Annotated in this window: 27 protein-coding genes; all 27 read right to left on the bottom strand. The window is 60.0% G+C overall.

Going from position 1 to position 26,122, the window contains the following annotated elements:
* Nucleotides 1-92: 92 nt before the first annotated feature.
* The 27 genes from flhF to fliS all read right to left on the bottom strand — a co-directional run bounded on the left by flhF (nucleotide 93) and on the right by fliS (nucleotide 26,040).
* Nucleotides 93-1,409, bottom strand: coding sequence for a flagellar biosynthesis protein FlhF (gene flhF, locus BLU75_RS03900; protein WP_084380762.1), 1,317 nt, complete (start codon nucleotides 1,407-1,409; stop codon nucleotides 93-95).
* Nucleotides 1,410-1,420: 11 nt separating this feature from the next.
* Nucleotides 1,421-3,535, bottom strand: a complete 2,115-nt coding sequence (gene flhA, locus BLU75_RS03895) for a flagellar biosynthesis protein FlhA (RefSeq protein WP_373863661.1) — start codon at nucleotides 3,533-3,535, stop codon at nucleotides 1,421-1,423.
* Between the two features lie 324 nt (nucleotides 3,536-3,859).
* A complete protein-coding gene (locus tag BLU75_RS03890) occupies nucleotides 3,860-4,066 on the bottom strand; it encodes a cold-shock protein (protein ID WP_084380758.1) in 207 nt (68 codons plus the stop codon).
* Nucleotides 4,067-4,605: 539 nt separating this feature from the next.
* Entirely contained in the window at nucleotides 4,606-4,947 is a 342-nt protein-coding gene (locus BLU75_RS03880; protein ID WP_084380756.1) for an FKBP-type peptidyl-prolyl cis-trans isomerase, read from the bottom strand.
* Between the two features lie 341 nt (nucleotides 4,948-5,288).
* Nucleotides 5,289-6,425: a flagellar biosynthesis protein FlhB gene (gene flhB / locus BLU75_RS03875; RefSeq protein WP_084380754.1), complete on the bottom strand. Its 1,137-nt coding sequence runs from the start codon at nucleotides 6,423-6,425 to the stop codon at nucleotides 5,289-5,291.
* 3 nt (nucleotides 6,426-6,428) lie between these two features.
* Entirely contained in the window at nucleotides 6,429-7,214 is a 786-nt protein-coding gene (gene fliR, locus BLU75_RS03870) for a flagellar biosynthetic protein FliR (RefSeq protein WP_084380752.1), read from the bottom strand.
* Between the two features lie 4 nt (nucleotides 7,215-7,218).
* Nucleotides 7,219-7,488, bottom strand: coding sequence for a flagellar biosynthesis protein FliQ (gene fliQ, locus BLU75_RS03865; RefSeq protein ID WP_034099472.1), 270 nt, complete (start codon nucleotides 7,486-7,488; stop codon nucleotides 7,219-7,221).
* Between the two features lie 3 nt (nucleotides 7,489-7,491).
* Complete coding sequence (gene fliP / locus BLU75_RS03860) at nucleotides 7,492-8,235, bottom strand: flagellar type III secretion system pore protein FliP (protein ID WP_084380750.1); 744 nt, start codon at nucleotides 8,233-8,235, stop codon at nucleotides 7,492-7,494.
* A complete protein-coding gene (gene fliO / locus BLU75_RS03855; protein WP_084380748.1) occupies nucleotides 8,235-8,672 on the bottom strand; it encodes a flagellar biosynthetic protein FliO in 438 nt (145 codons plus the stop codon). The genes fliP and fliO overlap by 1 nt, the downstream gene beginning before the upstream one ends.
* A 1-nt stretch (nucleotide 8,673) precedes the next feature.
* Nucleotides 8,674-9,141, bottom strand: a complete 468-nt coding sequence (gene fliN, locus BLU75_RS03850) for a flagellar motor switch protein FliN (RefSeq protein WP_084380746.1) — start codon at nucleotides 9,139-9,141, stop codon at nucleotides 8,674-8,676.
* Between the two features lie 40 nt (nucleotides 9,142-9,181).
* Nucleotides 9,182-10,150, bottom strand: a complete 969-nt coding sequence (fliM, locus tag BLU75_RS03845; protein WP_084380744.1) for a flagellar motor switch protein FliM — start codon at nucleotides 10,148-10,150, stop codon at nucleotides 9,182-9,184.
* A gap of 9 nt (nucleotides 10,151-10,159) precedes the next feature.
* Nucleotides 10,160-10,660 carry a flagellar basal body-associated protein FliL gene (gene fliL, locus BLU75_RS03840; protein ID WP_084380742.1) on the bottom strand — a complete coding sequence of 167 codons (501 nt, stop codon included), beginning with the start codon at nucleotides 10,658-10,660 and terminating at the stop codon, nucleotides 10,160-10,162.
* A 117-nt stretch (nucleotides 10,661-10,777) separates the two neighbouring features.
* Entirely contained in the window at nucleotides 10,778-12,124 is a 1,347-nt protein-coding gene (locus BLU75_RS03835) for a flagellar hook-length control protein FliK (RefSeq protein WP_084380740.1), read from the bottom strand.
* A gap of 83 nt (nucleotides 12,125-12,207) precedes the next feature.
* Nucleotides 12,208-12,555 (bottom strand): Hpt domain-containing protein, encoded by a 348-nt coding sequence (locus BLU75_RS03830; protein WP_084380738.1) that lies wholly within the window; start codon nucleotides 12,553-12,555, stop codon nucleotides 12,208-12,210.
* A gap of 30 nt (nucleotides 12,556-12,585) precedes the next feature.
* Complete coding sequence (locus BLU75_RS03825) at nucleotides 12,586-14,289, bottom strand: ATP-binding SpoIIE family protein phosphatase (protein ID WP_084380736.1); 1,704 nt, start codon at nucleotides 14,287-14,289, stop codon at nucleotides 12,586-12,588.
* A gap of 11 nt (nucleotides 14,290-14,300) precedes the next feature.
* On the bottom strand, nucleotides 14,301-14,606 hold the full coding sequence (locus BLU75_RS03820; protein WP_084380734.1) for an STAS domain-containing protein: 306 nt from the start codon (nucleotides 14,604-14,606) through the stop codon (nucleotides 14,301-14,303).
* A gap of 512 nt (nucleotides 14,607-15,118) precedes the next feature.
* Complete coding sequence (gene fliJ / locus BLU75_RS03815; protein WP_084380732.1) at nucleotides 15,119-15,568, bottom strand: flagellar export protein FliJ; 450 nt, start codon at nucleotides 15,566-15,568, stop codon at nucleotides 15,119-15,121.
* Nucleotides 15,569-15,574: 6 nt separating this feature from the next.
* Nucleotides 15,575-16,933 (bottom strand): flagellar protein export ATPase FliI, encoded by a 1,359-nt coding sequence (gene fliI, locus BLU75_RS03810; RefSeq protein WP_084380730.1) that lies wholly within the window; start codon nucleotides 16,931-16,933, stop codon nucleotides 15,575-15,577.
* Nucleotides 16,923-17,687, bottom strand: coding sequence for a flagellar assembly protein FliH (gene fliH / locus BLU75_RS03805; RefSeq protein WP_084380728.1), 765 nt, complete (start codon nucleotides 17,685-17,687; stop codon nucleotides 16,923-16,925). The genes fliI and fliH overlap by 11 nt, the downstream gene beginning before the upstream one ends.
* A gap of 10 nt (nucleotides 17,688-17,697) precedes the next feature.
* A complete protein-coding gene (fliG, locus tag BLU75_RS03800) occupies nucleotides 17,698-18,717 on the bottom strand; it encodes a flagellar motor switch protein FliG (protein WP_084380726.1) in 1,020 nt (339 codons plus the stop codon).
* On the bottom strand, nucleotides 18,710-20,488 hold the full coding sequence (gene fliF, locus BLU75_RS03795; protein WP_084380724.1) for a flagellar basal-body MS-ring/collar protein FliF: 1,779 nt from the start codon (nucleotides 20,486-20,488) through the stop codon (nucleotides 18,710-18,712). Before fliF ends, fliG begins: the two co-directional genes overlap by 8 nt.
* A 16-nt stretch (nucleotides 20,489-20,504) precedes the next feature.
* Nucleotides 20,505-20,834 carry a flagellar hook-basal body complex protein FliE gene (gene fliE, locus BLU75_RS03790; RefSeq protein WP_084380722.1) on the bottom strand — a complete coding sequence of 110 codons (330 nt, stop codon included), beginning with the start codon at nucleotides 20,832-20,834 and terminating at the stop codon, nucleotides 20,505-20,507.
* 131 nt (nucleotides 20,835-20,965) lie between these two features.
* Nucleotides 20,966-22,351 (bottom strand): sigma-54-dependent transcriptional regulator, encoded by a 1,386-nt coding sequence (locus BLU75_RS03785; protein ID WP_084380721.1) that lies wholly within the window; start codon nucleotides 22,349-22,351, stop codon nucleotides 20,966-20,968.
* A gap of 6 nt (nucleotides 22,352-22,357) precedes the next feature.
* Nucleotides 22,358-23,569 carry a sensor histidine kinase gene (locus BLU75_RS03780; RefSeq protein WP_084380719.1) on the bottom strand — a complete coding sequence of 404 codons (1,212 nt, stop codon included), beginning with the start codon at nucleotides 23,567-23,569 and terminating at the stop codon, nucleotides 22,358-22,360.
* A 110-nt stretch (nucleotides 23,570-23,679) separates the two neighbouring features.
* Complete coding sequence (locus tag BLU75_RS03775; RefSeq protein ID WP_084380717.1) at nucleotides 23,680-25,155, bottom strand: sigma-54 dependent transcriptional regulator; 1,476 nt, start codon at nucleotides 25,153-25,155, stop codon at nucleotides 23,680-23,682.
* Nucleotides 25,156-25,328: 173 nt separating this feature from the next.
* Nucleotides 25,329-25,625: a flagellar protein FliT gene (locus tag BLU75_RS03770; protein WP_084380715.1), complete on the bottom strand. Its 297-nt coding sequence runs from the start codon at nucleotides 25,623-25,625 to the stop codon at nucleotides 25,329-25,331.
* Between the two features lie 25 nt (nucleotides 25,626-25,650).
* On the bottom strand, nucleotides 25,651-26,040 hold the full coding sequence (gene fliS / locus BLU75_RS03765; RefSeq protein ID WP_084380713.1) for a flagellar export chaperone FliS: 390 nt from the start codon (nucleotides 26,038-26,040) through the stop codon (nucleotides 25,651-25,653).
* Nucleotides 26,041-26,122: the final 82 nt, after the last annotated feature.

The raw sequence follows: 26,122 nt of genomic DNA, 5'->3' as shown, positions 1-26,122 counted from the left end.
TTGTCTTGCTTAGACGCAGGCTACATAAGGTGGTCGCGCTAACCGCTTGCTGACCATCGATGTAGGTACATTTCACTATGTTCATATAGCCCTCAGCCGACCCGCTTGGCCGGACTGTGGTAGAGGTCAGCGAACATGTCGGCCATCGCTTCCTCACTCGGTTCTTCCTGCATTTGTACGCTGACGGCCCGGCTGACCAACTGATGGCGGCGCGGCAGATGCAAATCATCTGGAATCCGCGGCCCGTCGGTCAGGTAGGCGACCGGCAATGCATGACTGATGGCCAGGCTCAACACTTCGCCAAGGCTAGCTGTTTCATCGAGTTTAGTCAGAATGCAGCCCGCCAGCCCACAACGTTTGTAGCTGTGGTACGCAGCAGTCAGAACCTGTTTTTGGCTGGTGGTTGCAAGGACCAGGTAATTTCTTGACTTGATCCCGCGCCCGGCCAGACTTTCCAGCTGCATGCGCAAGGCCGGATCGCTGGCTTGCAGGCCGGCCGTATCGATCAACACGACGCGCTTGCGCAGCAGCGGATCAAGGGCGTTGGCCAGCGATTGGCCCGGATCGACATGGGTCACGGGCACATTGAGGATACGTCCCAGGGTCTTGAGCTGCTCCTGAGCGCCAATCCGATAGCTGTCCATGCTCACCAGCGCGATGTTGTTCGCACCGTACTTGAGCACATAACGCGCTGCCAGTTTGGCCAGAGTGGTGGTCTTGCCCATGCCGGCAGGCCCCACCATGGCAATCACGCCACCCTCTTCCAGGGGTTCGATTTCCGGAGTGACGATCATCCGCGCCAGATGCGCCAGGAGCATGCGCCAGGCCTGGCGAGGTTCTTCAATGCCGGTGGTGAGTTCCAGCAGGTCGCGGGACAACGGGCCGGACAGGCCAATGCGTTGCAGGCGACGCCAGAGGTTGGCCTGTTGCGGCTTGCTGCCCTGCAACTGATTCCAGGCCAGGGAGCCCAATTGGACTTCCAGCAGCTCGCGCAGACCATTGAGTTCAAAGCGCATCGAGTCGAAAACCCGCTGGTCGACTGCGGCGGCCGGTGCTGGCGCCGCAGGACGTGGCGGCTCGACAAAAGTCGGTTCCACCAACGGCTCGGCCGCGGTCAGTGGCAGACCGGCGAACAATTGGCGATTGGTGGTCGCATCGCTGTCACCGCGCATGCTCAACTCGGCCTGGGCCGAGACAATGCGCGAGGCCGTCTTGCGCAGCTCGTCTTCCAGTTCCATGTTCGGCACACGTGGCGTCAGCGCCGAGGGTGTGTAATCCAGGGCAGCCGTCAGCTCGACACCGCCGGCAATACGCCGGTTACCGATAATCGCAGCATCGGCGCCCAGCTCATCACGAACCAGTTTCATGGCCTGACGCATATCGGCGGCGAAAAAACGCTTCACTTGCATAACCCACTACCTCAGCCGTTGGGCCCTACTGTCGCGACGATAGTCACTTGCTTATTGTCAGGAATTTCCTGGTAAGCCAAAACGTGCAAATTCGGTACTGCCAGACGTCCAAACCGCGACAACATCGCCCGAACCGGGCCGGCCACCAGCAAAATCACCGGTTGGCCCTGCATTTCCTGGCGCTGCGCGGCGTCAATTAACGAACGCTGGAGTTTTTCAGCCATGCTTGGCTCCAGCAGAACGCCCTCTTCCTGGCCTTGTCCTGCCTTCTGGATACTATTGAGCAATATTTGTTCCAACCTGGGTTCCAAGGTAATCACAGGCAGCTCGGAGTCAAGCCCTACAATGCTTTGGACGATGGCACGCGACAACCCGACGCGTACCGCAGCCACCAGAGCGGCGGTATCTTGACTCTTGGCGGCGTTGTTGGCGATAGCCTCGGCAATGCTGCGAATGTCCCTTACCGGCACCTGCTCGGCCAGCAACGCTTGCAGCACTTTGAGCAACTGCGACAACGACAACACGCCCGGCACCAGCTCTTCGGCGAGTTTTGGCGAAGCCTTGGCCAGCAATTGCATGAGTTGCTGGACTTCTTCGTGACCAATCAGCTCGTGGGAGTGTTTGTAGAGAATCTGGTTGAGGTGAGTCGCGACCACCGTACTGGCGTCCACCACGGTGTAACCCAACGACTGCGCCTGACTGCGTTGGCTGACTTCGATCCACACCGCATCCAGGCCAAAAGCCGGATCTTTGGCGGTAATGCCACTGAGGCTGCCAAACACCTGGCCGGGGTTGATCGCCAGCTCGCGGTCCGGATAGATCTCCGCTTCCGCCAGGGTCACGCCCATCAAGGTCAGGCGGTACGCGCTGGGGGCCAGGTCAAGGTTGTCGCGAATGTGTACGGTGGGCATCAGAAAGCCCAGGTCCTGGGACAGCTTCTTGCGCACACCCTTGATCCGCGCCAGCAATTGGCCGCCCTGATTACGGTCTACCAGGGGAATCAGGCGATAGCCCACTTCCAGGCCGATCATGTCGATCGGAGTGACATCATCCCAGCCAAGCTCCTTGGTTTCCTGGGCGCGGGCCGGCGACGGCAGCAATTCCTGCTGGCGCTCCACTTCTTGCAAGGCCTGGACCTTGACCGCGTTCTGCTTTTTCCAGAACAGATACGCACCGCCCGCCGCCAACGCTGCCATGGTCAGGAACGACACGTGGGGCATACCCGGCACAATGCCCATGATCGCCATGATGCCGGCGGCCACAGCCAGGGCCTTGGGCGAGGCAAACATCTGACGGTTGATCTGCTTGCCCATGTCCTCGGAGCCGGACGCACGGGTCACCATGATCGCCGCGGCGGTGGACAACAGCAGTGATGGCAATTGCGCCACCAAACCGTCACCGATGGTCAGCAAGGCGTACACCTTGCCCGCGTCGCCGAACGTCATGCCGTGCTGGAAGATACCGACCGCAATGCCACCGATCAGGTTGATAAACAGAATCAGCAGTCCGGCAATCGCATCGCCGCGCACGAACTTGCTCGCGCCGTCCATGGAGCCGTAGAACTCGGCCTCCTGGGCCACTTCGGAGCGGCGCGCCTTGGCTTGATTCTGATCGATCAGGCCGGCGTTGAGGTCGGCGTCGATCGCCATTTGCTTGCCGGGCATCGCGTCAAGCGTGAAACGCGCGCTCACCTCGGAAATACGCCCGGCGCCCTTGGTGACCACCACGAAGTTGATGATCATCAGGATCGCGAACACCACGATACCGACCACGTAGTTGCCGCCGATCACCACCTCGCCGAAGGCCTGGATCACCTTGCCGGCCGCGGCGTGACCATCCTGACCGTGGAGCATCACCACCCGCGTGGACGCCACGTTAAGGGCCAGGCGCAACAGCGTGGCAACCAGCAAGATGGTCGGGAACACCGCAAAATCCAGAGGCCGCAGGGCGTAGACACACACCAGCAGCACCACGATGGACAGGGCAATGTTGAAGGTAAAAAACACGTCCAGCAGAAACGGCGGAATCGGCAACATCATCATTGCCAGCATGACCAACAGCAACAGCGGCACGCCCAGATTGCCTCGCGAGAGGTCAGCCACGGAGCCACGGGCAGTGTTGAGCATTTGAGAACGATCCACCGGTATTCCTCGTTTCCTTGAAGCAAACTTTTGACGCCGTTTGGCGACCTGGAGGCGCTATTGCAAGAAGCCGTCCAACTTTTGCTTGAGGATTTCGGAAACGTTGCGGTGTGCCGGAAAACGGGCTTGGTGCGTTACCCTCCGGCCTATTGCCAGCGTGCAGATGACGCATTTGGCGTCAGATAATCAATCAAGTTTGCCCAGTTGACGACTGATCGGATGCCGGCATGTGGAATAGCCATGTCGATGGAGGCCAACAAACCTCAAGCCAGGCATCTGAATGCCGCTCGTGCCAATGCGCGAGAACGCTCATGGGATAGGCCGAACCTCAGCTGCCTGGGCGCCTTTGGGTCCTTGGACAACAACGTACTGCACCTTTTGATTCTCCTGAAGTGTTTTGAAACCTTCGACTTGAATACTCGAGAAGTGAACAAACAAGTCATCGCCTCCGCCATCCTGCGTAATGAACCCAAACCCTTTTGAATCGTTGTACCACTTGACCGTACCCGTTTTCATTGTCGTTCTCCTGCACCTTCACCCGAGCACCCGCTCAGGTGGCATTGATCGATTGGACACCTGACGCATAGATGCCATCGGGTCGATGGATCATTTGAAACCGCACTTCGAGGTCAACTGAAAGCCGGACCCCGCCCGAACCGTGCAGATCCACCCACACCTCCTCTTCCCTTTCATCCAGCGCAATCGATCCTACGCCAGTCTTCTGGTCATAGGATTTAACCCTGCCTCTAAACACCATAATTACCACCCTCCCTGCACCTCGCTGCGCGGTGCGTAAGCCAATAGAACCGCGAGAACGCGACGGTGACTACTGTCAAAGTTGACAGGTAGCGCGAGTTTCTAGACGAATGGCGGGGAGGTATGGCTGCAACTTCGCTGTGGGCATCGCGCTTTCGGTGGCGAGGGGCTTGCCACAAGTAGGGTCGCGAGGCAGGACTGGTGGGTCTCGGCCATCGCTCAGCGCGCCCATGCCAGATCAGGTAAAAACTGTAACCTGTGTTTGTCATTGGTCAGCGGTTGCTACTGGTTGGGAATGATCAGACCTCGAGCAACTCTATTTCAAACACGAGCGTCGCATTCGGAGGAATCACCCCACCTGCCCCCCTTGCGCCATAGCCAAGTTCGGGCGGGATCGTCAGCTTGCGAATCCCGCCGACCTTCATTCCTTGCACTCCCTCGTCCCATCCGCTAATGACCATCCCCAGACCCAGTCTGAATTTCAATGGGTCGCCACTATCCCTACTCGAATCGAACCTCTGACCATCCGTCAGCCAACCGGAGTAGTGCACACGAACGGTCTGGCCAGCTTTTGCTACTGCACCAGTACCTTCCCTTTCGTCCTCATATTGAAGACCGCTTTCAGTGGCGATAACGCTCATTTGATGCTCCTTTGACCCTGAGAGTCCTGAATCGCGCAACACGCGCCTCACGGGTCATCAAACTACGAAAGCACGGCGGCAGCTACTGTGAGAGTTGACAGGTACGACCGAATTCAAGACGAAGGGCACGCTGTCCCGAGTGCAACTTTCCGGCGGCCAGAGGGCAGGTCCTCATGCCGATCAGTCAAGCCGTTGCTGTAGGCGCGCGGGAGTGGCCTAGCCCTTGCTCGCGAGGAACTCCAAGGCACTGGGTTTATGCGGAATGCGCGCGTCATCGTTGACGATTTTCGCGAGCAAGCTCGCTCCTACATCAGCATTAAGGCTTGGCCCCTCGCCACAGGTCAGTCGTCGCGGCGAAGGTCGGGCGGGATGGGCAGGTCTTTGAGCGGGTCGGGGCGCTTGCCCTTGCCCGCGCGGTACTGGCGGATCTGGTAGACGTAGGCCAGGACCTGGGCCACGGCCAGGTACAGTCCGGCGGGAATCTCCTGGTCGAGGTCCGTGGAGTAGAAGATCGAGCGTGCCAACGCCGGCGACTCCAGCAGCAGGATGTCGTTGGCCTGGGCGATTTCGCGGATTTTCAATGCCGTAAAGTCGCTGCCCTTGGCCAGCAGCATCGGCGCCCCACCCTTCTCCGGATCGTACTTGAGCGCTACGGCGTAGTGGGTCGGGTTGGTAATGACCACATCGGCATCCGGGACCGACGCCATCATCTTGCGCTGGGACATTTCGCGTTGCAGTTGGCGAATTCGCTGCTTCACCTCGGGACGACCTTCCTGGTCCTTGTGTTCGTCACGCACTTCCTGCTTGGTCATCAGCAGTTTCTTGTGGCTTTCCCACAGCTGGATCGGGGCATCCACCGCCGCGATCAGGATCAGCCCGCAGGCCATCCACAACGCGCTCCAAGCCACCAATTGCACGCTGTGGATGATCGCCGACTCCAGAGGCTCGTGGGCGATGCGCTGCAAATCGTCAACGTCGGCGCGCAATACCGCCAATGCCACGAACAAAATGATGAAGAACTTTGCCAGGGCTTTAAGCAACTCCACCAAGGCCTTGGTGGAAAACATCCGCTTGATCCCCGCCCCCGGGTTCAATCGACTGAATTTAGGCGCCATGCTACCGGCGGCGAACAACCAGCCGCCAAGGGAGATCGGTCCGATCAACGCGGCCAGAAGCAAGGTGATCAGTACCGGTTGCGCGGCCAGGATTGCGATTTTTCCTGAATGCAGCAGGTAAATTCCCATGGCGCGCGGATCCAGCAACACTTCCCGTGGCAGGGAGAAGTTATGCTTCATCAGCTCCATCAGGTCATGCGCCAGGCCGCCGCCATAGATCAGCAGGCCACCGGCGCCAGCCAGCATCACTGCCAGGGTGTTGAGCTCTTTGGATCGGGCAATCTCGCCCTTTTCCCTGGAGTCCTTTTTACGTTTCTCCGTGGGGTCTTCTGTTTTGTCCTGACCACTCTCGCTCTCGGCCATGGCTCAGCGCGCCCGTGCCAGATCACGTAAAAACTGCAAGGCATCACTGGCCAGCGGTTGATACTGATTGAGAATATCGGCCAGGCCGATCCAGAAAATCCCCATGCCCAATACCAGGGTCAAGGGGAAACCAATGGCGAAGATGTTCAGTTGCGGAGCCGCGCGGGTCATCACGCCAAAGGCAATGTTGACCACCAGCAACGCGGTAATCGCCGGCAGCACCAGCAACAATGAAGCTCCCAGCACCCATGAAAGTCGGCCGGCCAGTTCCCAGAACTGATTGACCACCAACCCCTCGCCCACCGGCAAGGTGGTGAAGCTCTCGATGAGCACTTCAAATGCCACCAGATGGCCGTTCATTGCCAAAAACAATAGCGTCACCAACATGGTCAGGAACTGCCCGATCACCGCCACGGATACGCCGTTGGTGGGGTCGACCATGGAGGCAAAGCCCATGCCCATCTGAATCGAGACAATTTGCCCGGCGATCACAAAAGCCTGGAAAAACAGGGTCAGCGAGAAGCCCATCAAGGCGCCGATGAGGATTTGCTCGGCGATCAGCAGTAGCGCACTGAGGTCCAGCGCATTGACCGCCGGCATCGGTGGCAAGGCAGGCACAATGACCACGGTAATCGCCACCGCGAAATACAGACGAATCCGCTGCGGCACCAGTGTTGTACCGAATACCGGCATGGTCATCAGCAGCGCGGCCACGCGAAACAGCGGCAGGATGAACGAAGCCACCCACGTGCTGATCTGGGTGTCGGTCAACGCCAGTAAGGGCTGCATCAGGTCAGCCGATCAACTGCGGAATACTGCCGTACAACTGCAGGATGTATTCCATGAAGCTTTGCACCAGCCAGGGACCTGCGACAATCAGGGTGACCAGCATCACCAGCAGACGCGGGAGAAAGCTCAGGGTCTGTTCGTTGATCTGGGTCGCGGCCTGGAACATGGCCACCAACAGGCCCACCAGCAGGCTGGGCACCACCAGCACGGCCACCATCACCGTGGTCAGCCACAGGGCTTCGCGAAACAGGTCGACTGCGACTTCTGGCGTCATACGCTAAACCCCACCGAAACTGCCCGCGAGCGTGCCGATAATCAGCGCCCAACCATCCACCAGTACAAACAGCATGATCTTGAACGGCAGAGAGATGATCAGCGGCGACAGCATCATCATACCCATCGCCATCAGCACACTGGCCACCACCAGGTCGATGATCAGGAACGGAATGAAGATCATGAACCCGATCTGGAACGCCGTCTTCAATTCAGAGGTGACGAACGCAGGAACCAGGATAGTCAGTGGCGCTTGATCCGGCGAGGCGATATCGGTGCGCTTGGACAGCCGCACAAACAGTTCAAGATCGCTGGAACGGGTCTGCGACAGCATGAAGTCCTTGATCGGCCCTTGCGCCCTGTCCACCGCATCCTGAGCCGAAAGCGTCTCCGCCAGGTAGGGTTGCAGTGCTTGCTGATTCACCTTGTCGAACACCGGCGCCATGATGAACAGCGTCAGGAACAGCGCCATGCCGGTGAGGATCTGGTTCGACGGCGTCTGCTGCAGGCCCAGGGCCTGACGCAGGATCGAGAAGACAATGATGATGCGGGTGAAGCTGGTCATCAGCATGACAAACGCCGGAATAAAACTCAGCGCGGTCATGATCAGCAGAATCTGCAGGCTGACCGAATATTCCTGCGCCCCGTCGGCGTTAGTGCCCAGGGTAATGGCGGGGACCGACAGCGGGTCGGCGCCCAAGGCCAGCGGCGTGACCAGCAACAGCATGAGCGCCAATAAAACGCGCATTACTTCTTATCCTTCTGGTCCTTACCCATCAACTCCATCAGACGCTGGGCGAACTCTGGCGTGGGGGTTTGAGTCTGGGTGACGTCCACAGGCTGCTTGAGCACGTGCAACGGGGTGATGCGCCCGGGAGTGAGGCCGAGCAGGATCTGCTCTTCACCCACCTGCACCAGCACCAGCCGATCACGCGGCCCGAGGGCGCGCGAGCCGATCAGCTCGATGACCTGGGCATTGCCCGGACCGATGCGCTGCATCCGCCGCAACAGCCAGGCCAGGGCAAAAATCAGCCCCACCACCAGCAGCAAGCCCAGGACCAACTGGGTCAACTGCCCGGCCACGCCGCTGCTGGCCGCCGGTGCGGCGGCAGCAGGCGCCAGCGTTTCAGCCGCCAGCGCGCCCAATGGCAACGCCGCCAACACTCCCACCACCTGGCGCCACATATCAGCGCAGCTTCTTGATGCGTTCGCTGGGGCTGATCACGTCAGTCAGGCGAATACCGAACTTCTCGTTGACCACCACCACTTCGCCATGGGCGATCAGCGTTCCGTTGACCAGCACATCCAGCGGCTCGCCGGCCAGGCGATCAAGTTCGATGACCGAGCCCTGGTTGAGCTGCAACAGGTTGCGGATATTGATCTCGGTACTGCCCACTTCCATGGAAATCGACACCGGAATGTCGAGGATCACGTCCAGGTTCGGCCCGTCCAGTGACACCGGTTCGTTGTTCTTCGGCACGCTGCCGAACTCTTCCATCGGCAGGCGCTTGCCCGCCGGTGCAGTGGCGGCGTCAGCCGCGAGCAAGGCGTCGATGTCGGCCTGGCTGGCATCGCCGGTTTCTTCCAGGGCAGCCGCCCATTCGTCAGCCAGCGCCTGGTCTTCGGCGGAAGTGTTTTCGTGTTCGGTAGCCATTACATGTCCTCGGCGAAGCAAACAATCATGAATTAGGGGATCAGCGACGGTTGATCGGTTCGATCACTTGCAACGCCAGGTTGCCTTTGTGGGAACCGAGCTTGACCTTGAATGACGGCACGCCGCTGGCGCGCATGATCAACTCTTCCGGCAGCTCGACGGGAATCACGTCTCCCGGCTGCATGTGCAAGATGTCACGCAGGCGCAATTGGCGGCGGGCCACCGTAGCGTTCAATGGCACATCAACATCCAGCAAATCTTCGCGCAGGGCCTTGACCCAGCGCTCGTCCTGGTCGTCCAGGTCTGACTGAAAGCCGGCGTCGAGCATTTCCCGCACGGGCTCGATCATCGAGTACGGCATGGTCACGTGCAGGTCGCCGCCACCGCCATCGAGTTCGATGTGGAACGTGGAGACAACAATCGCTTCACTGGGACCGACGATGTTGGCCATGGCTGGGTTCACTTCCGAGTTGATGTACTCGAAATTGACTTCCATGATCGCCTGCCAGGCTTCCTTCAAGTCGATAAAAGCCTGTTCCAGCACCATGCGTACTACTCGCAGCTCGGTGGGCGTGAACTCACGGCCTTCGATCTTGGCGTGGCGACCGTCACCGCCGAAGAAGTTGTCCACCAGCTTGAACACCAGCTTGGCATCGAGGATGAACAACGCGGTACCGCGCAACGGCTTGATTTTCACCAGGTTGAGACTGGTAGGCACGTACAGCGAGTGCACGTACTCACCGAATTTCATCACCTGCACGCCTCCCACCGCCACATCCGCCGAGCGGCGCAGCATATTGAACATACTGATGCGGGTGTAACGGGCGAAACGCTCGTTGATCATCTCCAGGGTCGGCATGCGTCCACGGACGATGCGATCCTGGCTGGTCAGGTCATAACTTTTGACGGTGCCGGGCTCGGCATTCATTTCGGTCTGTACCAGACCGTCGTCGACGCCATGCAACAGCGCATCGATTTCATCCTGGGACAGCAGGTCTTGCACGGCCATGTCGTGATCCTACTGCAATACGAAATTAGTGAAGAGCAATTGCTCGATCACGACTTTGCCGACTTCCTTCTGGGCCACTTCCTGCACACTGGCGGTGGCTTTCTGGCGCAGCATTTCCTGGCCCACCGGAGTAGCCAGACTGTCGAAGTTTTGCGCGGAGAACAGCATCACCAGGTTGTTGCGGATAACCGGCATATGCACCTTGAGGGCATCCAGGTCCGCCTGGTTACGCGCCATCAGGGTAATGCTCACCTGCAAGTAGCGCTGACGTCCGTTCTGATTGAAGTTGGCGACAAAGGCCGGGAGCAACTGCTCGAAGATTGCCGGTTGCTTGACGTCACTGGCTGCTTGCGACGCGGCCTGCGGCGTGCTCTGGGCGCCCTGCATGAAGTACCAGGTAGCGCCCACCGACACGCCGATAGCCAGTAGCAAGGCCAGGACAATCAACAGGATAAGCTTGAGCTTGCCTTTGCCTGCGGGTGCTGTTGCTGCGTCGTCACTCTTCGCCATGCCAATAATCCGTCACTATTCGGGGTTTCATAGATCCACGGGAAGGCAAGAGCAAGTGTTATGCCAGAGTTGTCTGGAGAAAAAGGTTTGCACCCAGGGCGAGGAAGGGCCTCACTGTCAGGCGTAGTAGTCCACAGCGCTGGATCCAATCACACTGCTGACAATCGGGGCAACGGTTTCCGGCGTATCGCCTGCAATGCCCGCGTCCATGCCGTCAGCGCGCCCGCCGCCGGCGCCCACGCCACGGGCCTGATGCTGTTGTTGCTCCTGGCCTTGGCCCTGCCAACCACGGGACTGATCGGAGACGTTGACGTCCACCTGGCCCATGCCCTGCTGGGCGAACATTTCTCGCAAGCGACCCGACTGGCTTTCCAGTGCTTCACGCACCACGGCATGACCGCTCATGAAGCTCACTTGGGCCTGCTGCTCCGCCGTCATGTTCACGCGAATGTCCAGACGCCCCAACTCGGCCGGCTGCAACTGAATCTCGGCGGATTTCAAATTGGCGCTGGAGAGGTACATGACCCGATTCACCACTTCTTCGGTCCAGCCGCTCTGATGCATGGCCAATGGCTGCTGGGTGATGGGCAAGGCATTGGCGGTCTTGGGTGTCGTGGCCTGGGTCAGCGCCGCCAGGCGATTGGCGAAATCGTCGACGCGGGTATCGCTGCTGGCGTTTTTCAAATCTTTGAGACCGTCATCGATCAGGCCGCTGAAGGCATTGTCACCACCTTGATCAGTACTGTCCTTGGAGGCCTGCTGGTCAACCATGGCCGCGAGGCCGTTGGCGAAACTCTGTGCGGCCGTGGGTTCAGCCTGCGTCAGCAACGGCGCCGGGGCGGCTTTTTGCGCAGCCTGGCTGGCGGCGGACACATGACCGCCCTGCTCCATGGCCAGGCGCACCGCCGGCAATGCATCCAGCGGATCGGCTTCTGGATCGAAGGGCTTGACCTCTTCTGCGACAACCGGTGGCGCCGTCACGACGACCGGGGTCACCACCTCATCCACCGCGGCTGCCGGTGCCGGGGCAGGTGCTACAGCGGCGACCAAGGCAGGATCAACCACCGGATCGGCCACCGGATCGGCCACCGGATCGGCCGGCGGTTGCTGAACCAACGTCGTATCGCTGGCGCTGTCATCCTCTTTACTTGAGACCGCATCGTTCTTGTCCGCCGGCTGGGCAGGCAAGGTCTTGCCGCTATCGGCAACCGCGGGGGTGGCAGCGGCAGGCTTGTCGTTGCTCACATCCTTCCTGGCGCTGATGTCGGCCGATTTGTCGCGACTCGGCCTGGGCGTCATGTCGGTGGATTTGGCGGGTGCCACCTGCGCTTCCTTGGCGAATACCTGGGCGAAGCCTGGCGCTTTAGTCCGCGTGTTCGCGGCCATTGCCGGAGCAGTGGCGGACGAAGCCTGAGGCTTGGCCGCGGGGGCAGCCTGAAGGAGCGAGTGTGGGGCGAGAGGCATAAGTCAGGTCTCCGCTGCGCAGGGTCGAGGACGCAGTGGGAAGAGATAGAGCAAGAGTCGGGCCAGCTTTCCAAACAGACCGATCAAATCGAAAACCGTTGCCGCTCCGATTCATACAGCGGTTTCACCAAGGCAAACTCATGATCAATCTGATCCACCAGCTCCCCAAGATCTGCGACCGCGGGTTTCGCCGACTCGGCCTCCAAGCGTTGACACAACTGTGCCAGGTGCACCGCACCGAGGTTGCCACTGCTGCCTTTGAAGCTATGGGCAATACGGCCCAGGGCTTTGGCATCATCGCGCGCCTTGCGCAGGGCTTCGACACGTTTTTGCGAATCATCCAGGAAGGTATCGAGCAACTTGGAGTACTCGTCCTCCATCACTTCCTGCAAACCCGATAACACTTCAGGGTCCAGATGAACTTCAGTCACTTGCTCTCTCCTTGATCAAGAATCGGCGGATTATGCCTGAACCGCCCAGGAAAACTCCACGCGGACGCTGCGCCCACCGTCCGACCAGCGTACATCGCTGGCCAAATGCCGGACCAGATTCAAGCCCCGGCCAGACAAACGGTCGACCTCCAAGGGCTGCGCCAGGACCTGTGCCACATCAAAGCCCTGGCCGCTGTCTTCGATTCGCAGGGTCAGGCAGCCGCCGGCAACGGTCGGCACCACATCCATATGCACGCGAATATAACCACTCTTCAATTGCATCAAGCGCTCATTGCGCTGGCGGTAATAACTGGCAAACCCCTGGGCATCGCGCTTTAGCCGCGAGTCCAATCCCAGCACACCATGTTCCAGGGCGTTGGCGTACAGCTCGGCCATCACGGTGTACAGCGCCCCGCTCTGCCCGCGCAGACCGTGGATCTCTAGCAACAATTGCAGCATATGCGGCAATGGGTTGTGGCGCTTGAGCGTCTCGGCACGAAACTCGAAGCTGACTGACCAATCCAGTGGGCACGACTGGCCGCTGTCGGTATACAGGATGCCGGGTGAGCACGTAGGTGGGTCGGGGCGCAGGCTGATTTCGACCATACTCACATCGTCACGCACTTCGCCGCGGAACCCGGCGAGTGCCTGTTCTATTTCTTCAAACAATCGTTCAGGCGCGCGATTGGCGGCGAATACCTGCTGCAGCCGCTCGACACCGAACAACCGATCATCACCGTCCACCGTATCCAGCACGCCATCGGACAGCAGGAACACGCGGTTGCCCACCCCCATCGGCCAGACCTCGGTACGCTCATCAAACGCCTCGGCCGACAACACTCCCAAGGGCAAATGCCGCGACACCAACGGCGTGTACTTGCCCGTGACCACTTCCTGTATGTAGCCATCCGGCATACCGCCATTCCACACTTCGACCACGCGTCGCTGGGTACTCAGGCACAGTAACGTGGCGCAACAGAACATATCCACCGGCAGGATGCGTTTGAGCTTGGCGTTCATTTCCCGCAGGGTTTGCGCCAGGCCATATCCCTTGGCGGTCATGCCATAGAACACTTCGGCCAGCGGCATGGCGCCCACCGCCGCCGGCAAGCCATGCCCGGTGAAATCCCCCAGCAGCAGGTGCATGTCTCCCGAAGGGGTGTAGGCGGCCAGCAGCAGGTCGCCATTGAACAAGGCATAGGGCGATTGCAGATAGCGAATATTGCGCGCCTCGTTAAGGCAACCGGAATGGGCGACCTTGTCGAATACGGCCTTGGCCACCCGCTGCTCATGGAGCAGGTATTCATGGTGCCGGGCGATCAGATCACGCTGCTGCAGGACGGTGGCGTGTAAACGCCGCAGCCGGTCCATGGCGTTGATCTTCGCGGCCAGAATTACTTGGTTGTAGGGCTTGGCCAGGAAATCGTCGCCACCCGCCTCCAGGCAGCGGGCCAGCGCTTCACTCTCGCGCAGAGAGGTGAGAAAGATGATCGGCACCAGCGCCTCCCCCGCCAATCGCTTGATCTGCCGGGCAGCCTCGAAGCCGTCCACCACGGGCATCAGGGCGTCCATCAACACCAACTGTGGGCGTTCGCGCACGAACACCTCCACCGCCTCCTGGCCGTTTGCCGCGGTCAGTACGCGGTGTCCCTGGCGATGAACGATGGTTGACAGCAAAAGACGGTCGGCGGGACTGTCTTCGGCGATCAGCACAGTCAACGCATCGGCAGCCATGTCCAGGCCGCTCAAGGAATGTCGAACAGTTTGTCGAAATTGGAGATAGCGAGGATCTTGCGTACGTCGGCGCTGCAGTTGATCACGCGGATATCAGCGGCATCGCCTCCGGCGTAATCGCGCAGCAACAACAGCATGCCGAGGGCGGAGCTGTCGAGGTAGGTGGCTTCTTTCAAGTCCACTACGTAGGTGTCGGGAGCCTGGTAAAACCGCTCATAGGCTTCGCGAAACAGCTGGTGACTGCCGAAATCAAAGCGGCCCTTGACGGCGATCGTCAACTTTTTCCCATCCAGGGACACTTCCGATTCGACTGACATACGACTGCTTCCTTGTCGGGGGCATGTGCAAAAAGGTTTAGCAGGTGATCGGGATGTGGGCAAATGATACGCCCCACCCTAACCCTCTCCCCAAAGGGGCGAGGGGACTGACCGAAGGGTGCTGAGAAAATTTGCGACCTGGAAAATCGTTTCGATTGCGCATTCAACGTCAATCTTTCACGTCGAAAAATATCTGAAATATCCCCTCGCCCCTTTGGGCATGGGTATCTACACAATTTTGCCTCAACACTAAAATCAAAGCAGATAGGGCTGTTGTGGCGAGCGGGCTTGTCCCGCGTTGGGCTGCGAAGCAGCCCCAGTAAGCCGAATGCGGTGTATCAGGTACTCCGTAGCGGCTGATTTTGGGGCTGCTTCGCAGCCCAATGCGGGACAAGCCCGCTCGCCACAAGGAAATTCGTCAGTTTCTGAAAGTTGTGTAGATACCCATGCCCAAAGGGACGAGGGGGTGGCTCGCAAAATCTCCTACCTGGCCCCAGCCCAACCGCCCCGAATCAGTCCGAATCCTGACGCGGCAAGCGTTGGGACAACTCATCCAGCAGCTTTTGCTCACGCTTGTCTTCCAGCGCCCGCGCCTCATCACGATAACGCTGCACCAACTTGCGCAAGCCTTCGACCCGTGCATAAGCCTGTTGCCAGCCTTCGCGAGCCTGGTCGAGATTATTCTGGTGCCAGGCCAGGCTCTGGCGCTGCTGACCCACGGCGGTTTCCAGTTGATTGAGGAAGTGCTGGTAATTCATCAGCCACTGCCCGGAAACACCCTGGCTGCCGCGCGCAATCCATTGTTGCTGGTATTCGCCGCGAAAGCGTTCCAGGTCCCCCAGCTTGCTTTCGGCCAAGCGCACTTGACCTTGAAAGTGCCCGAGACGCTGGGCGGCGGTACGTTCGGCGCTTTCGGCCATTTCCACCACGGGCGCCAGGCGGGCGGCGCGACTGGTTGCCATGTTGCGTTAACCGCCAGGCGCGGGCGCGAACACCGACGCCAGGTGTCCTTCGCTTTCGGCCAGGCTGATGTTGTCGTTCAGGCCCTGGCGCAGGTAAGTCACCAGTTGCGGTTGCAGGGCAATCGCCAGGTCGGTTTCGCGATCGCCACCGGCTACATAGGCGCCAACGCTGATCAGGTCGCGACTCTGCTGATAACGCGACCACAACTGTTTGAACTGCTGGGCGCGGGCCATGTGCTCGGGGCTGACCACCGACGGCATGACCCGGCTGATGGACGCTTCGATGTCGATGGCCGGGTAATGCCCTTCCTCGGCCAAACGTCGCGACAGCACGATGTGTCCGTCGAGTACGCCTCGGGCCGAGTCGGCAATCGGGTCCTGTTGGTCATCACCTTCGGACAATACGGTGTAGAACGCGGTGATCGAGCCGCCACCGGCTTCAGCATTACCGGCGCGTTCCACCAGTTTCGGCAGTTTGGCGAACACCGAGGGTGGATACCCCTTGGTCGCGGGCGGCTCGCCGATGGCCAGGGCAATTTCCCGCTGGGCCTGGGCGAAACGCGTGAGGGAGTCCATCAACAACAGGACATTCTTGCCCTTGTCGCGAAAATACTCGGCGATCCGCGTGCAATACATGGCCGCGCGCAGACGCATCAGCGGCGCGTCGTCCGCTGGGGACGCGACCACCACGGAACGCTTGAGGCCTTCTTCGCCCAGGATGTGTTCGATGAACTCCTTGACCTCACGGCCGCGCTCCCCGATCAACCCGACCACAATGATGTCGGCCTCGGTAAAACGCGTCATCATGCCCAACAGTACACTCTTGCCCACGCCGGTACCGGCGAACAGGCCCAGGCGCTGGCCGCGTCCGACCGTCAATAAACCGTTGATGCAACGAATGCCCACGTCCAGCGGCTGGCTGATCGGGTTGCGTTTGAGCGGGTTGATAGTCGGGCCGTCCATCGGCACCCAGTCTTCGGCTTTCATCCCGCCCTTGCCGTCGAGCGCGCGGCCGGCGCCATCCAGTACGCGGCCGAGCATGCTCATGCCCATGGGCAAGCGGCCGGTGTCGGCCAGCGGTACGACACGCGCGCCGGGGGCGATGCCGGCAAGGCTGCCGACGGGCATCAGGAAAATCTTGCTGCCGGAGAAGCCCATGACTTCCGCTTCGACCTGCATCGGGTGATAGCTGTCATCGTTGATCACCAGGCAGCGGCTGCCCATGGCGGCGCGCAGGCCTTCGGCTTCCAGGGTCAGGCCGACCATGCGCAGCAGCCGGCCTTCAAGAATCGGCTGGCCGGGTAACTGGGTGGCTTCGATGTAGCCGCCCAGGCGTTTGGCGAAGCTGGTGCGATCAAGGCGCATCAGGCGCGTCCAGGTCAACACTCACATCCGGCGCCGCCGGGTGCAGCACCTGCTCGTGCAACTGGTCGAAGAGCTTGGCCATGATCTGCGTGATACGGGTCTCGACCGTGGCATCAATACGGCTGTGCTCGGTCTCGACCCGACAACCGCCGGGCTGCAATGCCGCATCTTCGACAATGCGCCAGGTTTCCTCATGGCGTTCGCGCAAGGCCTTGACCTGCTCGAAATCCTGCGGATTGATGTACAAACGCACATTGCCAACGCCCAAGGGCAGCAACATCAGGGCTTCGCGCATCACACTTTCGATCTGGCTGGAGTCCAGCACCAGTTCACGCTGGATCACTTGGCGGACGATGTGCTCGACCAAGCCAACCATGGCTTTTTCCAGCTGTGCGTCCTGTTCGGCAATCGGTGCGAACAGGTTGCCCATCAGCCGCTCCAGGCTGTTCAGGCGGATATTCAGGGCGGCCTCGGCTTCTTGGCGAACCTTGAGGGTGGTGCTGTGGAAGCCTTCCTTTTCGCCGATGGCAAACCCCTCGTTGTAAGCTTCCTGACGGATGCTTTCCAGCTCTTCCAGGGTCAGCGGCTGGACTTCCTCCAGCGGGACTTCTTCCATCTCAACGGGAGGTTCTTCTACAGGTTCCGGCTCGGGTTCGGGCTGGTACGGGTCGAAGCTGGGCAGCGACCAGACGTCGAACCCGCCGACATCCCGGGCGCGAATCAGATCGCTGGGCGTCTCATCATTGGTCGACATGCGCTGCGCCTTAGATCATTTCTTCGCCGCCCTTCCCGCCGAGAACGATTTCTCCGGCTTCGGCCATACGGCGGGCAATGGTGAGGATTTCCTTCTGTGCGGTTTCCACGTCGCTGACGCGCACCGGTCCCTTGGCTTCCAGGTCGTCGCGCAACAGTTCCGAGGCACGCTTGGACATGTTCTTGAAGATCTTCTCCTTGACGCCCTCATCCGAGCCCTTGAGGGCAAGCACCAGCACGTCGGAGGAGACTTCACGCAGCAACGCCTGGATGCCACGGTCGTCGACATCGGACAGGTTATTGAAGACAAACATAAGGTCTTCGATCTGCACCGACAGCGTGTCGTCGATCTCGCGGATCGAGTCCATCAACTGACCTTCCACCGAGCTGTCGAGGAAGTTCATGATATCCGCTGCGCGCTTGATGCCGCCCAGGGTGGTGCGCGCGGCGTTGGAGTTGCCGGAGAACTGCCTCTCCAGAATGGTGTTCAATTCCTTCAGCGCCGCTGGCTGTACGGTGTTCAGCGACGAGACGCGCAGGATGATGTCCAGGCGCACCTTGTGGTCGAAATGGCCGAGCACTTCGCCCGCCTGGTCCGGGTCCAGGTAAGCCACGACAATCGCCTGGATCTGCGGGTGCTCGTAACGAATCACGTCCGCCACCGCACGCGGCTCCATCCACTTCAAGCTGTCGAGGCCGCTGGTGTTGCCGCCCAGCAGGATACGGTCGATCAGGCCGTTGGCCTTGTCTTCGCCCAGGGCCGAGGTCAGCATTTTGCGGATGTAATTGTCGGAACCGACGCCCAGGCTGGTCTGGTCGCCGACAATTTCGACGAACTCACTCATCACCTGCTCAACTTGCTCACGGTGCACATTGCGCATTTGCGCCATGGCCACGCCGACCCGCTGCACTTCCTTGGGCCCCATATGCCGCAACACTTGGGCCGCGTCGGTCTCTCCCAGGGACAGCAGCAGGACAGCTGCCTTGTCGACCCGGGACAGCTTGGCAACAGAGGCTCGATTATCACTCATCTGCGTTGATCCACTCTTTCACGACCTGGGCCACACGACCCGGATCTTCTGCCACCAGACTTTTGATTGCGTTCAACTGTGCGTCATAGCCTTCGCTCGGGCTTGGCAACAGAATGCTCTGCGGCCCGCCGAGGCTGACGCGGTCGTTGGCCAGTTCGCCATCCAGGCCGCCCATGCCGCCCAACTCGACATCGCTGCCACCGAACGGCGCCAACTGTTTCTTACCGTTACCGGTAATGTTGTTGAGTACCGGACGCAGCACACCGAACACCAGCACCAGGATGAACAACACACCCAGCACTTGTTTGACCACGTCCCAGAACCAGGGTTGCGAGTAGAACGGGATTTCGGCAATCACCTCGCTGCGCTCCTGGGAGAACGGCATGTTGATCACGCTCACGCTGTCGCCACGGCTGGCGTCAAAGCCCACGGCGTCCTGGACCAGGCGGGTAAAGCGCGCCAATTCGTCGGCGCTCCAGGGTGCACGGGTGGTTTCGCCGTTGGCGGCATCGACCTTGACCTGATCATCCACCACCACCGACACCGACAAGCGGTTCAAGCGGCCTTGTTGCTGCTTGGTGTGACTGATGGAACGGTCCAGTTCGAAGTTTTTGGTGGACTGCTGACGCTTGTCCGCAGGGTATGGCGCGAGCATCGGCTGGCCGGTGGCCGGGTCCATGATTTGCTGGCCGTTGGCGTCCAGCAGGGGTTGGCCGGGCGGGATCGCGGCGACGGCGGCGGCGGCGCCACCAGCGACTTGCGGAGCCGTCGCCGGAGTCGGAGGCTGGTTGCTCAGGGCTCCCGGCACACCTTGGGGGCCGTTGGAGGCGGTGCGTTGCTCACTGGTCGATTGTTCACTGCGCAGGGCCGGCTGGTCCGGGTTGAACTGCTCGGACGTGGATTCGACAGCACTGAAGTCGACATCGGCGGACACTTCGGCCTTGTAGCGGTCATTACCCAGCACCGGTTGCAGGATGTTATGCACCCGCTGGGTCAGCATGCTTTCCATGCGCCGGCTGTAGTCGAACTGTTTGCCAGCCATGGTCAGCGCTGAATTTTCCGCTTGATCGGAAAGCAGGTTGCCCTTTTGATCGACGACGGTGATTTGCGACTTGCTCAATTCAGGAACGCTGGTGGCCACAAGATTGACGATCGCCAAGACCTGGCCCGGCTCCAGCGAACGACCGGAAAACAGTTCGACCAATACCGAAGCGCTAGGCTTGCGCTCATCGCGCACAAACACTGAGCTTTTCGGAATTGCCAGGTGCACGCGCGCACCTTTGACATTGTTCAGGCTGGCGATGGTACGCGCCAGTTCACCTTCCAGGCCGCGACGATAGCGGGTGGCTTCCATGAACTGACTGGTCCCCAGGCCCTGGTCCTTGTCGAGGATCTCAAAACCGATATTGCCGTCGGTAGGCGCAACGCCGGCCGCGGCCAGCTTCAAGCGGGCACGGGCGACGTCGTCAGCCTTGACCAGCAAGGCGCCAGAATTCGGTTCAACGGTGTAGGCGATATCGGCGGTGGCCAGGGTTTCCATGACCTGCTTGGCGTCCATACCGGCCAGGCTGCCATAGAGCGGCCGGTAATCAGGTTGCTGCGACCACAGCACCACGGCAAAACCAATCGCCACGCTGGCAGCCAGGCCGACCATCAGGCCCACCTGACGCAACATGGTCATTTCCGAAAGGTTTTCCAGGAACGACAGGCCAAACAGCGGCGGTTTGCCGTCTGTCTTGGCGGGTGCGTTATCCACGACTGCTTCTGCCATGACTTAAATCTCGTCCTTAAACCGGCATCTGCATGATGTCTTGATAGGCCTGAACCAGCTTGTTACGCACCTGGGTCAAGGCCTGGAAGGAAACGCTGGCCTTCTGCGAGGCAATCATCACGTCGGTGAGATCCACGCCGCTCTTGCCAATTTCGAAGGCAGTGGACAGCTGACTGGACGCCTGCTGGGTGTCGCTGACTTTGTTGATGGCTTGACCGAGCATGTCGGAAAAGCTGCTTTGGCTCAGTTCCGGCGCCTGGACGACGGATTTTGGCTGAGCCATCGCGTCCATTTGCATGGATCGCATATCCAACATCAACCGATTGAACTCAACACCTTGGCTCATGAACTTCTCTCTCCGACGACCCGCAAATTTTTGACACTACGCTGCGGTTAGTAGGAACGGTAGCAACAAGGGTGCCAGCTCCATGGCTACTTGTAAGAAAAGCCGACAAAGCTTGTCAGCATATATGTATGTCAGCTAGCGAAAAGATACGCTTCCACGTCCATCCCGGCATCGCGCATTTGCGCCAGCTTATAGCGCAGCGTGCGTGGACTGATGCCCAGACGCTCCGCAGCTTCTTTGCGACGGCCCCGCTCGGCACGCAGGGTGTCGATGATCATCTGGAATTCGCGGCGGCGCAGGTCGTCCCCCAACCCTCCGGCCACCTCGGCGGGCGCGCTTTCGGCGACCACCGTCGGTATCGCCAGACTCGGTATCGGCACACTGCCGGCGCCCATCGCCAGGCAGAAATCCTGGGGCTGGATCAAGCCACCCTGCTGCAAAATCAACGCGCGCTGAATCGCATTGTCCAGCTCTCGCACATTACCCGGCCATGGGTAATTGATCAGGCACGCCTGGGCTTCGGCCGACAACCGCGCCTGAGCATGCTTCATTTTATTGACGTGCTTGTTCAGCAAGCGCTCGGCCAGCGGGACGATATCGGCCGGGCGCTCACGCAGCGGGCGCCAGGCCAGCGGGAACACCGAAAGACGGTAGAACAAGTCTTCACGAAAGCGCCCCGCCGCCACGTCGCCCGCCAGATCGCGGTTGGTGGTGGCAACCACACGGATGTCCAGCTGGATCGGCTTACGTGCACCGACCCGCTCCACCTCGCGCTCTTGCAGCACCCGCAGCAACTTGGCTTGCAGGCCGAGAGGCATTTCGGAGATTTCATCGAGCAAGATGGTGCCGCCATCGGCCTGCTCGAACTTGCCCGCCTGGGCCGCGATGGCACCGGTAAACGAGCCTTTTTCATGACCAAACAAAGTAGCTTCGAGCATGTTGTCAGGGATCGCGGCGCAGTTGATGGCGATAAACGGCTGGTTGGCACGATGGGACTGCTGGTGAATGTAACGCGCCAACACCTCCTTGCCGGTACCCGACTCACCAGAGATCAGCACCGTGGAATCGCTGCGCGCGACCCGCGCCGCCAACTCCAGCAGTTGCGCACTGGCCGGCTCGACGGCAATCGGCCCCTCGCCGTCCGCCAGCGCCACGACACCGAGGGCATGGCGAGCGACCAGTTCGATCAGCGCCTTGGGCTCGAACGGCTTGACCAGATAGTCCGCCGCGCCCTGGCGCATGGCGTCGACCGCCCGCTCCACGGCGCCATGCGCCGTCATCAGCAACACCGGCAGTTGCGGTTGTCGCGCACGCAACAGGCCCAGTAACTGGTGCCCGTCCATGCCGGGCATATTGACGTCACTGACCACCAGACTGAAAGATTCCTGCTCCACCGCCTGCAAAGCTTCCTCGGCCGAGCCGACCGCCCGATAGTCATGACCCGCCAGCAACAGCGTGTCAGCCAATGCTTCACGCAGGGCGCGATCGTCTTCAACCAATAAAACCTTGATAGCCATTTACCTTTACTCCGCGCTTGCCGCGCCAGAAAACAACGGCAGCGTTATCAATGCACAGGTGCCGCGCCCCAATCGGGAAGACAAGCGCAATTCTCCCTGATGCGCACGAGCGACCGCCTTGACCACCGTCAGTCCGAGACCGGTGCCGTTGGTCTTGGTGGTAAAGAAAGGTTCGCCCAGACGTTGCAACACCGCCGGGTCAATCCCACTGCCGTAGTCGCTGACGCACAGGCGCAGGGTGTCGGCGCGACGGTACAAGTGAACCTTGAGGCGCGCACCGACACCGCTGGCCTGGGTGGCGTTTTCAATCAGGTTGAGCAGCGCGCCCACCAACGTATCGCGGTTGCACAGCAATTCGCCCTGATGGCTATCGCACTGCCAACGGACTGACGCCTCTTGAATATGCGGGGCCGCGGCCGCTTGCAGGGCTTGCATCAACGCCGCGGGCGTGACCCGGTCAGTCAGCGGCAATTCGCCACGGGCAAACACCAGCATGTCGCGCACCTGATGCTCCAGCTCATGCAGGCGCTCCTTGAGCCGCCCGGCAAAACGCTGGTGAGTCGCCGTCGGCAACTGTTCGTCAGTCAAATGACTGGCATAAATCAGCGCAGCCGAAAGCGGCGTGCGAATCTGATGCGCCAGAGAAGCGACCATCCGCCCCAGGGACGACAGGCGCTCATGGCGCGCCAGTTGATCTTGCAAGTGACGGGTTTCAGTCAGGTCGTTGAGCAACACCAATTGACCAGGCTCCGCGTCGAGCGAGCGGGTAGCAATGGACAGGCGACGACCATCCTTGAGGGAGATCTCGTGACCGTCATCTTCCCGGGGCGCAAAACAACGGGTGATTACCTGGCGCCACAACTCACCTTCCAGCGGCAAACCCAGCAGATCGCACGCGGCGGGGTTGGCTTCGCGCACGCGGCCCTGGTCGTCGATGACAATCACGCCACCAGGCAACAGATCGAGGAGATTTTGCAGGCGGTTGGCCAGACGCTCTTTCTCGGCCAACTCTTGCATGCGCTGGGCACTGACCACCGCCAACTCGCCCTTGAGCTCCGAGACCCGGGCTTCCAGCAGGCTGTAAGAGTCAGTCAACTGGCTGGACATCTGGCTGAACAGCGAAAACGCCTGTTCAAGCCCTTTCCGGCTCATCTGCTCTACGGACGGGACGAGCCCCTGAGTGCCAGGGACGGAAGATAGTTGGGCGGCGTGGGGCATTGTGCTCTCTCGCTTGGCTGACCGTCAGTTAAACGGAACGTTGCGAGTGCTGTAGCAATACCCGTGCCTAAAAAAAAACGCTTATTAATGAATGACTTGAAAAACAGGCGTCAATCATCCGCCTGTTCATCACCTTCACGACGGCTCATGCCGTACTTGCGCATCTTCTCGACCAGGGTGGTACGACGGATACGCAAACGCTCGGCGGCACGGGCGACGATACCGCCGGCGTCATCCAGAGCCTGCTGGATCAACCCTTGCTCCAGACTGCCGAGGTAGTCCTTCAAGTCCAGGCCTTCGGGGGGCAACAGGGCGCTGGCGCTAAAGTCCGGGGCATGCCCGTTGATGGCTACCCGCTCTTCCAGGTCGCTGCGCAGGCTGTTTACTAACTGCTCGTCTTCGTCATCGACATAACGGAACTTCTTCGGCAATTCGACCACGCCAATCACCCCGTATGGGTGCATGATCGCCATGCGTTCCACCAGATTGGCCAGCTCGCGGACGTTGCCCGGCCAGCCGTGACGGCACAGGGACATGATCGCCGCCGAGTTGAAACGGATCGAGCCGCGCTTTTCGTGCTCCATGCGCGAGATCAGTTCGTTCATCAGCAACGGGATGTCTTCCACGCGCTCACGCAGCGGCGCCATCTCGATTGGGAATACATTGAGGCGGTAATAGAGGTCTTCGCGGAAGCTGCCGACCTCGATCATGCTTTCGAGGTTCTTGTGGGTCGCGGCAATGATGCGCACGTCGGCGCTTTGGGTCTTGTTGCTGCCCACCCGCTCGAAAGTGCGCTCCTGCAACACGCGCAACAACTTGACCTGCATCGGCAACGGCATGTCGCCGATTTCGTCGAGGAACAGCGTGCCGCCATTGGCCAGTTCAAAGCGTCCGGCACGGCTGGTGATCGCCCCGGTAAAGGCGCCCTTCTCGTGGCCGAACAGTTCGCTTTCCAGCAGCTCTGCGGGAATCGCCCCACAGTTGACCGGCACAAATGGCCCGTCACGGCGCTTGGAGTGGTAATGCAGGTTGCGCGCGACCACTTCCTTGCCGGTACCGGATTCGCCAAGGATCAGTACGCTGGCATCGGTATCGGCCACTTGCTGCATCATCTGGCGCACGTGCTGGATGGCACGACTGGTGCCGACCAGGCTGCGGAACAGATTGGGTTCGCGGTGACGGCCGCGCTCGCGGGCCTGGTCATACATCTCGCGGTAAACCTGGGCACGGTGCAGGGAATCGAGCAATTTGCTGTAGCTGGGAGGCATTTCCAGGGTGGAAAGCACGCGGCGGCGCTGGTCTTCCGGAAGCTCCACGGAAGAAATATCACCCATTAGCAACACCGGAAGGAACTCATCCCAGGTTGAGAGTGTCTTTAGGAGGCCAAGAACCGCGCCAGGAGCGTTTACCGTCCCGATCAGCACACAAATGACTTCACGGCTCGACGACAACGAGCTGACAGCCTGCTGCCAATCGTGGCTGCCGCAGGGCAAATTTTCTTCACCAAGAAAATTCAAAATCACCGCCAGATCGCGGCGACGAACGCTATCGTCATCAATTAGCAGAATTTTGGTTTCACGCCACATGCAATAGCAACTTCCCTAGTAAAACTCAAATGCCCTTGAGTCGGGGCAATCTAGATAGCGGTAGGCATTTTCTGCGCTACGGCTATCTGACGTCTGAAAATAGCACTAGTTAAGTCAAAAAAAACTGCACGGTCAAATTTATGACGCGCTTTGTTCGGATTAACTGAGCCAGATCAGCCGAACAGATGGTAAACCTTTGACGCATTTTTAGCTTGGTTGATCTGCGACATCTCTTCAAAAATCGCCTGGCGCTCGCCGGTCGTCACTTCCAGCAACTGTTGATAAACCACCAGCAGGCTCTCCAGCTTTTCGCGCAGCACGCTTTCGTCGACCGGCACTTCGCTCAGCACCTCGTCGATCGCCGCGCGGCAGCCCAGATCCAGCTCGCCGATGGTATCCCAGTCACGCTCCGCCAACGCGCCGATCAGGGCATCGCGGGTGTCGTCAATCCGTTGCAGTGCATGGCTCATGACGTGTTCCTCAAGGCCGGTGGCCTTATTGCGGAGCGATGGCATCCCAGCCGGTTTTGACTGTGATCAGCAAACGGGCGACTTCGTCGATCATGTCGGCATCGTTCACGCGATTGGCTTCGACCAAGCGGTTACCCATGTAATCGTACAACGCATCCAACTGCTGCACGGCGGCCGGATCTTCGGCTTTCTCCGGCTCCAGGCCATCGCGCAGACCGGAAATAATCTCAATCGCCTTGCCCAGCATCAGCCCCTTCTGGGCGATGTCACCACGGCTCAATGCGCCCTTGGCCTGAGCCATGCGATCAAGCCCACCTTCCATCAGCATCTGCACCAGGCGGTGCGGGCTGGCTTCAGAGACCTGAGCGTGGGAATTGACCTTCTGGTATTGGCGAAGGGCTCTCATAGGGTTCATGTTGCTACCTCGTTACAGGCCACAGTCGAATAAATTTGCTTAACCAGTTTTTCGACTGTGCCGAGAAAAACTTTAATCGGGA

The organism is Pseudomonas mucidolens, assembly GCF_900106045.1.
GTDB classification, from domain to species: Bacteria; Pseudomonadota; Gammaproteobacteria; order Pseudomonadales; family Pseudomonadaceae; genus Aquipseudomonas; species Aquipseudomonas mucidolens.
The sequence above is the reverse complement of the archived record's forward strand: the minus strand, read 5'-3'. Positions and strand labels throughout refer to the sequence as shown.